Here is a 7445-nt window from a genome sequence, read left to right as displayed (position 1 = left end):
TTGCCACCCCCTCCACCCGAACCGCCCTTCGCGCCCGGCAGATCGATCACGGGCTCCTTGAGTGCCTCGGCCTGCGCGTGCGCGGCCATGGCGATGTCACCCTTCACATACTCGTTGGTCGCGTCCTGTGCGCCCTTGATCGAGTTGCCGGTGCGGGTGGCGATGTAGGCGAGGCGCTGCTCGTTGGACTGGATGAACTGGCCGAGCGCCGCCGCGACCAGGCCCTCGGCCCCGGGCGACGGCGGCCCGTACTGGCCGGGCTTGAGTACCGCGTGCCCGTCCTCGTAGTCACCCGCGGCGATCGTGCCCGCGGCCGCGGCGGCGCTGGTCAGGCCGCTCTCCAGCTTCGTGGACGCGTCGCCCAGCCCCTGGGCCGCTTTCACGACCTTGTTGAGCACGCCCTGGACCCCCGAGGGCGTGATGTCCCACCCGGTCATGGCCGTTCATCCCCCTGATGTGCGTACCGCCGTGCCTGCCGTGTCGCTGTCGCGGACGACGTGCGGCGCCGCGCGCCGCTCTGCCGCCGTACCGCCGCGTCGCCGTGCCGGCGCGCGCGTCGGATCAACCGATGTTGTCGACGGCTGACTTGGCGCGGGTCAGCGTCGACTGCGCGGTGTCGTCGTTCTGTTCGAGCGTGCCGCGGACGAGGCGGATGATGTCCCGCACCTCGTTCGCCGCGCGGTTCCAGCGCACTTCCTTGCCGTGGTACTCGTCCGAGACGCCGTCGGCGGTGAAGTCGGCCATCGCGGCCTTCACCGCGCGGTCCCGCTCGCCCAGCACCTGTTCGAGGCGGCCGATGACCCCCTGGAGTGTCCCCTGTACCTCGCTCGACACACCCGTGTCGTACGACTTGCGATCCGCCGTCGCCATCGTCAGTCCCCGTTCTGTGTTCTGCCGCGTCGTGGTGCCGGGTCAGCGGGCGCCGAAGCGCGCCGCGTCGAAGTTGGCCGCGCTCATGTTGCGGTGGGCGTTGGACTCCTGCTCCTGGTCGCCGCTGGTGAAGGAGCCGTCCATGCCGGACTGGCCGCCCAGGATCGCGCGCAGGGAGCCGTTGAGGTCGCTGGTGATCGAGTCCGCGCGGCTCTTGAAGGAGTCGAACGCGGTCTTGCCCGCGCCGTTGAACCTGCCTTCGAGCGGGTCGGCCGCCGCGATCAGCTGCTTGATCAGCGAGCCCAGGTCGTCGCTCGACCCGGAGGTGTTCTTGACCAGGTCGGACAGTGTCGTACTTCCCATGTCGAACTTCATGTGTCCCCGTTCCCCGTTGTCCGCGTCGCCGCGGGTTCCCGTCCGTGTCCCCGTGCCCGCCGTGCGCCGGTTCGCGCCACCGCGCACGCGTACGACCCTCACGGTAGGACGGAGGGTGTCCGTGCCGCAACGGACCGCGTGTCCCGGTCCTGTGACACCGCGCCGCGCGCCTGTGCCCGCGCCCCTCACGGCGTGCGCCCGGTGCGCGGCGTGCCCGCCCGCGCACGCTGGCGCGGGGGTGTTTTCGCAGGTGGGCGCCGTGTGAGCGGATGCGACCCGGGAAGCGCCCAGACGGCCGTACGAGCCGTGATCCGTCCCGGCGGGACCTTGGGGAGCAAACAGCGTCAAAGGCCGTGGAACGGCATGAACCGGGGGTCGCCGATGTCTAGCATCGATCGTCGGTGGCGCCGCGTGCGAAGGGCGGGCGGAGCCGTAAGGGCCGGTGCGGGAGGGGGAGTCGGTGAACGCAACCGTGGGGGAGGGGCCCGAAGGGCTGCTGTGGTCCCTCTTCACGCCCGAGGGCAGGGAGGACCCGCATCCGGCGCTCGCGGAGCTGCGCCGTACGGCGCCCGTCCACTTCGACGCGGGACTCGGCACGTACTTCCTGACCCGGTACGCCGACTGCCAGGCGGTACTGACCGGTTCGGCGTTCGCGGCGCCCGACCTGGAGTGGTGCGCGCGTGAGGTGCCGGAGTGGCGCGACCATCCGGCGGCGGAGTTCTTCTACACCTCGATGCTGCGCAGCGACGGCGCGGCCCACGCACGCCTGCGGCGCCTGGTCGGGGGCGCGTTCGGGCCGCGCGGGGTGGCCGCGCTGCGGTCCGCCGTACGGGAGTTCGCGGCCGACACGCTCGACGCGTTCGAGAAGGCCGCGGCGGGCGGCGCGGCCGACTTCCAGGCGCTGGTGGGGTATCCACTGCCGATCGCGGTGGTGAGCCGGCTGATCGGGGTGGATCCGGAAGACGGCCGGCTGCTCCAGCGGCTCGGCGCGGACGCGGGCCGTCTGCTCGAACCGGTACGGAGCGAGGACGACTGGCGGCGCGCCGACGCCGCCGTGACCGCTCTGCGCGAGCTGTTCGCCGACCTGCTCGCGCGGCGAGCCCGCGAGCCCGCGGACGACCTCGCCTCCGCCCTGCTCGCCGCGTGCGGCGGAGGCGGCCGTGGCGGCGGAGGCGGCGGTGCCGGTGGCGGGGGCGGTGCCGGCGGGGCGCGCGAACTCGTCGACACGCTCGTCCTGGTGCTGGTCGCCGGGTTCGAGACCACCGCGAGCCTCCTCGGCCTCGCCGTGCACGCCCTCCTTACCCACCGTGACCAGTGGGACCTGCTCCGGGCCGACCCCGGGCTCGCGGCCGGCGCGGTGGAGGAGACGCTGCGCTGGGACGCCCCGGTGCGCATGACGGAGCGCGTCGCGCAGCGGCCCTTCGCCGTGGGCGGTACGACGGTCCCGGCGGGCGCCAACGTCACCGCCGTCCTCGCCGCGGCCAACCGCGATCCGGAGCGCCACCGGGACCCGGACGCCTTCCTGATCGGGCGGGAGGGCACCCGCGTGCTCAGCTTCGGCGCGGGCCCGCACTTCTGCCTCGGCGCCGCGCTGGCCAGGGCCGAGGCCGCCGAGGTGCTCGGGCAGTTGGCCGCGCGCCTGCCCCGGCTGCGCCTCGTGGGGCCCGCGGTGCGGCGCGACTCCCTCAGCCTCCGCGCGTTCGACCGCCTGCCGCTCGCGGTCGCGGAGGCCGGCTGACCCGGCGGCGGGACCTCCCGCGTCCCGCCGTACGACCCGGGTCCCCGCCCCGGTACCCGCCCACCCCGGCCCCACCATTCCGCGTCCCGAGAGGCGTCGACCGTGACCGTGCACCTGTCCTTCCTCGAAGTCGAACGTGCCACTGCCGAGGCCCTGTTGCCGGGGCTCGACGCCGAACTCGCCGCGCACCCGCTGGACGTGCTGGAGCGCGCCCCGAGCCCGGCCATCGCGGCCTTCCGCGCCGCCGGCGGGCCCGCTCTGCTGGTGCCCGAGGCCAACGCGGGTCTCGGCGCCTCCCCGCTGGCGGCCGTGCGGGTGCAGCGCGCCGTGGGCGCACGCTGCCCCTCGCTCGCGGTGGCGACGACGATGCACCACTTCTCCGTGGCGGGCCTCACGCAGACCGCCGCGCACGGGACGGGCGGCGAGGGCCTGCTGCTCGAAGCGATCGCCGGTGAGCGGCTGCTGCTCGCCTCGGGCTTCGCGGAGGGCAACACCGGCCAGAACATCCTCCAGCCGCACATCACCGCGCAGCGCCGCGCGGACGGCCGTATCGTCCTCAACGGCAGCAAGATGCCGTGCAGCCTGTCGCGCTCCATGGACCTGCTGACCGCGTCGGTGGCACTCGCGGACGACGACGGCGTGCAGCGGCTGGCGATCGCGGTCGTCCCGGCGGACTCCCCGGGGCTCGGTGTGCGGCCGTTCTGGCACACTCCGCTGCTCGCGGGGGCCGAGAGCGACGAGGTCGTCCTCACCGACGTCGTACTCGACCCGCAGATGGTGGTCACGACGGAGGTCACCGCCGACGCGGTGCCCGACGCGCTGAACCTCGCGGGCTTCCTCTGGTTCGAACTGCTGCTGACCGCCGGATACATCGGCGTCGCGAGCGCCCTCGTCGAGCGGGTGCTGCGCAAGCCGGGCGGGTGCGGCGACCCGACGCCGTTCCTCACCGACATCGAGGCCGCGGCGCTCGCCGTCGAGTCGGTGGCGCACGCCATGGGCGCGCTCGACCCGGCGGAGTGGACGGACGCCCTGCTGGTCAAGGCGCTGTGCGCGCGGTACGCGGCGCAGGACGCGATCGCCCGCACCACGGCGGCCTGCCTGGTGGCGCTGGGCGGCATGGCGTTCATCGGCAGCCCGGACGCCTGCTACCTGGCGTCGGCAGCGGGCGGCCTGGCCTACCACCCGCCCGCGCGCTCCCGGATGGGCGGCCCGCTGCGGGAGTTCCTCGACGGCGCCCCGCTGCGGATCGGCTGAGGCGGCGGGGGAGGGGACGGGCCATGGGGAGAAGGGGGCACGGGATGGCCGCGGACGGCGGCGCGGGGCGGGCGGCACGCGTCGAGATCGTGCGGAGCGTGGACGCGCTGCCCGCGGGGGTGTGGGAGCGGCTCGCGCCGCCGGACGACCCGATGTGGGCGCGCGGCGTGTTCGCGGCGATGGAGCGCGGCCGCATCGGGCCGGACGGGTACGCGTATCTGCTGCTGCGGCGCCGCGGGCAGGTGGCCGCGCTGCTGCCGCTGTGCCTGTTCCCCGGGCTCCGGCTCGACGACGTGGTGGGGCCCCGGGAGCGGCGGGCGCTCGCGCCGGTGCGGCGGTGGGCACCTCGGCTGCTGCGGGTGCCGATGCTGTTCTGCGGCCATCTGCTGGGCCAGGGGCACCTGTTGGGCGACGGGCCCCTCACCGAACCGGAGGCGCGTCAACTGGTGGGCGCGGTGGGTGCGTTCGCCCGGCGGGAGCGGCTCGGCACGGTGGTCTTCAAGGACTTCGCGCCGGGCGCGTACGGGCCGCTGCGGCGGGCTCTCGCCGACGCGGGCTACTGCACGGTGCCGAGCCTGCCGGACACCGAACTCGCCCTCGGGTACGAGTCGTTCGACGCGTACGTCGCCGCGCTCCCGGCGCGGCCCCGGCGCAACGCCCGCAGCAACCTGCGCAGGTACGCGGCGCGGGGCCTGCGCGGCGAGACCGTCAAGGACTGGGCGCCGCTCGTCCCGGCCATGCTCGGCCTGTACGGGCAGGTGATGGCGCGCGCCGACCAGACGCTCGACGTGCTCGACGCCGGTTTCCTGACGGCGCTGGCCGAGGGCGCTGAGCGCGAGGCGCCCGCGCCCGACAGCGCGGTCGTCGCGTGCTTCGACGGCGACCGGCTCGTCGCCTTCCTGCTCTGCCTGTTCGCGGGCGACGGCGCCGTGGGCGCCCGCATCGGCCTGGACTACGCCCTCGCCCACGACGCCCGCCTGTACCACGCCGTGCACTACGCGGCGATCCGGCTGGCGCTCGAACGGGGCTGCCGCCGCATCCGGTTCGCGCAGACCGCGTACGTACCCAAGCTGGAGCTCGGGTGCGTGCCGGTGGAGCAGACGTACGCGCTCACGCATGTGCGGCCCGTGCGGCGGGCGCTGCTGCGGCTGCTGCTGCCGCCCGCGCTGGCCCGCGCCCGCGCCGACGCCCTGCGCGGCGCGCACCGTGCCCACCTCGCACCACCGCAAGTCCGACCGCCCCGGCCGGGCCGGGGAGACAGGAGAGCCGCATGCCCCGAGTAGAGGTGGACCTGCCCATCGCCGTGCCGCCCGAGGCCGCCTGGGCGGCCGTGGTGGACGTCGAGGGCTATCCGGACTGCATGGAGAACGTCGAGTCGGTGGCGGTGACCGAGCGGCCCGACGAGGCGCACCGCACCACCGCCTGGTCGGTGCGGCTCAAGGGCTCCGTCCTGCGTTGGACGGAGGACGAGGTGATCGACCACACCGCGCGCCGCTTCGACTTCCGGCAGGTCAGCGGCGACCTGGGCGCGTTCGCCGGGCACTGGGGCGTACGGCCCGCGGTGGGCGGGCACAGCACCGTGTCGCTGCACGTGGACTTCGACATCGGCATCCCGCTCCTCGCTGACCTGCTCAACCCGGTCGCGTCGGACGCGCTGCGGGAGAACGCGGCGCAGATGCTGGGCGCGCTGGAGCGCCGCCTCACCGCGGGCGGCCCTGCGACGCGCCGCCGCACCGCGGACGGACCCGCGGAGGTGTCCGCGCCATGAGCCGGACGCCCCGACCCCAGCCCGGCCGGGCCCTGGCGACGGGCCCGCAACCGCCGCCCGACCGCGCCACCGCGACCGGCCCGCAACCGCCGTCCTGCGATGACCCGTTCGACCTGATCCGGCGGCACTTCTCGCCGAAGCTCGCGCTGGCCGGCTCGTTCGCGGGCCGGGGTGCCACCGAGGCGGCCGCCTCGGGTGCCCGCGTGACCCTGTCCGACGGGCGCACCGCCCTGGACTTCGGTTCCTACGCGGTGGCGCTGCTCGGCCACCGGCACCCCGCGGTGCTGGCCGCGGTGCGCGCGCAGCTCGACGTGCTGCCCGCCTCGACCCGCAGCCTCGCCAATCCGGTCGCCGCGCGGGCCGCGGCCCGCCTCGCCGGCTACCTCGGCGCCGACTCGGCCCAACGCCCGCTGCCGAAGGTGTACTTCGGGCTGAACGGCGCCGACGCCGTCGAGGTCGCGGTCAAGCTGGCGCGCCTCGCGACCGGCCGGGGCCGGGTGCTCGCGGTGCGCGGCGGCTTCCACGGCAAGTCGCTCGGCGCGCTCGCGCTCACCCACAGCCCGCTCTACCGGGCCGGGCTGCTCGGCACGGAGGCGGACGTGGTGCACGTGGCGGCCGACGACGCGGAGGCCGTACGGCGCGAGGCGGCGCGCGGCCCCGGCCTCGCGGCGGTCGTCTTCGAGCCGGTGCAGGGCGAGAACGGCGCCGCCGTGCTGGACCCCGCTGTGCTGCGCCGCTGGTGCGAGGACGCGCACGCGCACGGCGCGTTCGCGGTCGCCGACGAGATCCAGTGCGGGCTGCGGCGGTGCGGGGAGCGGTCGGTGGCGCTCGCCGCCGGGCTGCCCGTGGACGCGGTGCTGGTTGGCAAGCCGCTGGGCGGCGGCGTCGTGCCGCTCTCGGCCGTGGTGTGCGCCGAGGAGCTGTACGCGCCGCTCGCGGCGGACCCGTTCCTGCACTCCGCGACGTTCGGCGGGCACCCGCTGAGCTGCGCCGCGCTCGGCCCCGCGCTCACCGCCATCGAGGAACTCGCCGACCACGGGCGGGTGTTGGCGAACCTGCTGGACCGGGCCCTGCGGGAGCTAGCCGCCCGGCACGCGGGCCTCGTCGGCGCGGTGCGCGGCTGCGGCCTGCTGCGCGGCCTGGACTTCACCGGCGCGCGGGCGGCCGGGTCCGTCGTCGTCGGACTCGCGGGCGCCGGACTGCTGGTGTCGCCGTGCCTCGGCAGGCCCACGACCGTACGGCTGCTGCCGCCGCTGGTCAGCACCGAGGCCGACATCGCGGAGGCGGCCGAGATCCTCGACGCGGCCCTGACCGCCGCCACCCCCGCCGCGCCTGAGCGGACCGCGCCCGCCGCGCCCCGGCGGACCGCGCCGGCCCCGCGCCCGCGGCTCTGACAGCCGTCCCCGCCCGCGGCACGTACCCGTGCCCCACACCACCAGG

Annotated in this window: 8 protein-coding genes; 5 read left to right on the top strand and 3 right to left on the bottom strand. The window is 75.8% G+C overall.

The genetic code is table 11. The annotated features are described in order from the left end of the window. The 3 genes from ABEA77_RS17755 to ABEA77_RS17745 all read right to left on the bottom strand — a co-directional run. The coding region (locus ABEA77_RS17755; RefSeq protein WP_345648076.1) for a DUF6507 family protein at window positions 1-437 on the bottom strand (437 nt) is incomplete at its 3' end. 124 nt (window positions 438-561) lie between these two features. After that, window positions 562-870, bottom strand: coding sequence for a pore-forming ESAT-6 family protein (locus ABEA77_RS17750; RefSeq protein ID WP_345648073.1), 309 nt, complete (start codon window positions 868-870; stop codon window positions 562-564). Between the two features lie 42 nt (window positions 871-912). Beyond that, on the bottom strand, window positions 913-1245 hold the full coding sequence (locus ABEA77_RS17745; RefSeq protein WP_345648070.1) for a hypothetical protein: 333 nt from the start codon (window positions 1243-1245) through the stop codon (window positions 913-915). 460 nt (window positions 1246-1705) lie between these two features. Between ABEA77_RS17745 and ABEA77_RS17740 the strand changes: the two genes are divergently transcribed. The 5 genes from ABEA77_RS17740 to ABEA77_RS17720 all read left to right on the top strand — a co-directional run bounded on the left by ABEA77_RS17740 (window position 1706) and on the right by ABEA77_RS17720 (window position 7399). Beyond that, window positions 1706-2983, top strand: coding sequence for a cytochrome P450 (locus ABEA77_RS17740; RefSeq protein ID WP_345648067.1), 1278 nt, complete (start codon window positions 1706-1708; stop codon window positions 2981-2983). Window positions 2984-3085: 102 nt separating this feature from the next. Continuing rightward, on the top strand, window positions 3086-4237 hold the full coding sequence (locus tag ABEA77_RS17735) for an acyl-CoA dehydrogenase family protein (RefSeq protein WP_425588305.1): 1152 nt from the start codon (window positions 3086-3088) through the stop codon (window positions 4235-4237). A gap of 44 nt (window positions 4238-4281) precedes the next feature. After that, entirely contained in the window at window positions 4282-5520 is a 1239-nt protein-coding gene (locus ABEA77_RS17730; RefSeq protein WP_345648065.1) for a GNAT family N-acetyltransferase, read from the top strand. After that, a complete protein-coding gene (locus ABEA77_RS17725) occupies window positions 5508-6005 on the top strand; it encodes a type II toxin-antitoxin system RatA family toxin (RefSeq protein WP_345648063.1) in 498 nt (165 codons plus the stop codon). Before ABEA77_RS17730 ends, ABEA77_RS17725 begins: the two co-directional genes overlap by 13 nt. Then, entirely contained in the window at window positions 6002-7399 is a 1398-nt protein-coding gene (locus ABEA77_RS17720; RefSeq protein WP_345648060.1) for an aspartate aminotransferase family protein, read from the top strand. The genes ABEA77_RS17725 and ABEA77_RS17720 overlap by 4 nt, the downstream gene beginning before the upstream one ends. The last annotated feature ends 46 nt before the right edge of the window (window positions 7400-7445 follow it).

This window comes from Streptomyces tremellae (assembly GCF_039540215.1).
GTDB lineage: Bacteria > Actinomycetota > Actinomycetes > Streptomycetales > Streptomycetaceae > Streptomyces > Streptomyces tremellae.
Note: the sequence above shows the minus strand (reverse complement) of the source record. Positions and strands in the feature narration are given on the sequence as shown.

Bases quoted from the DNA above. Each gene is read 5' to 3' on its own strand.
- ABEA77_RS17730 (WP_345648065.1), top strand. From the start codon at position 4,282: ATGGCCGCGGACGGCGGCGCGGGGCGGGCGGCACGCGTCGAGATCGTG.
- ABEA77_RS17750 (WP_345648073.1), bottom strand. From the start codon at position 870: ATGGCGACGGCGGATCGCAAGTCGTACGACACGGGTGTGTCGAGCGAG.
- ABEA77_RS17720 (WP_345648060.1), top strand. From the start codon at position 6,002: ATGAGCCGGACGCCCCGACCCCAGCCCGGCCGGGCCCTGGCGACGGGC.
- ABEA77_RS17725 (WP_345648063.1), top strand. From the start codon at position 5,508: ATGCCCCGAGTAGAGGTGGACCTGCCCATCGCCGTGCCGCCCGAGGCC.
- ABEA77_RS17745 (WP_345648070.1), bottom strand. From the start codon at position 1,245: ATGAAGTTCGACATGGGAAGTACGACACTGTCCGACCTGGTCAAGAAC.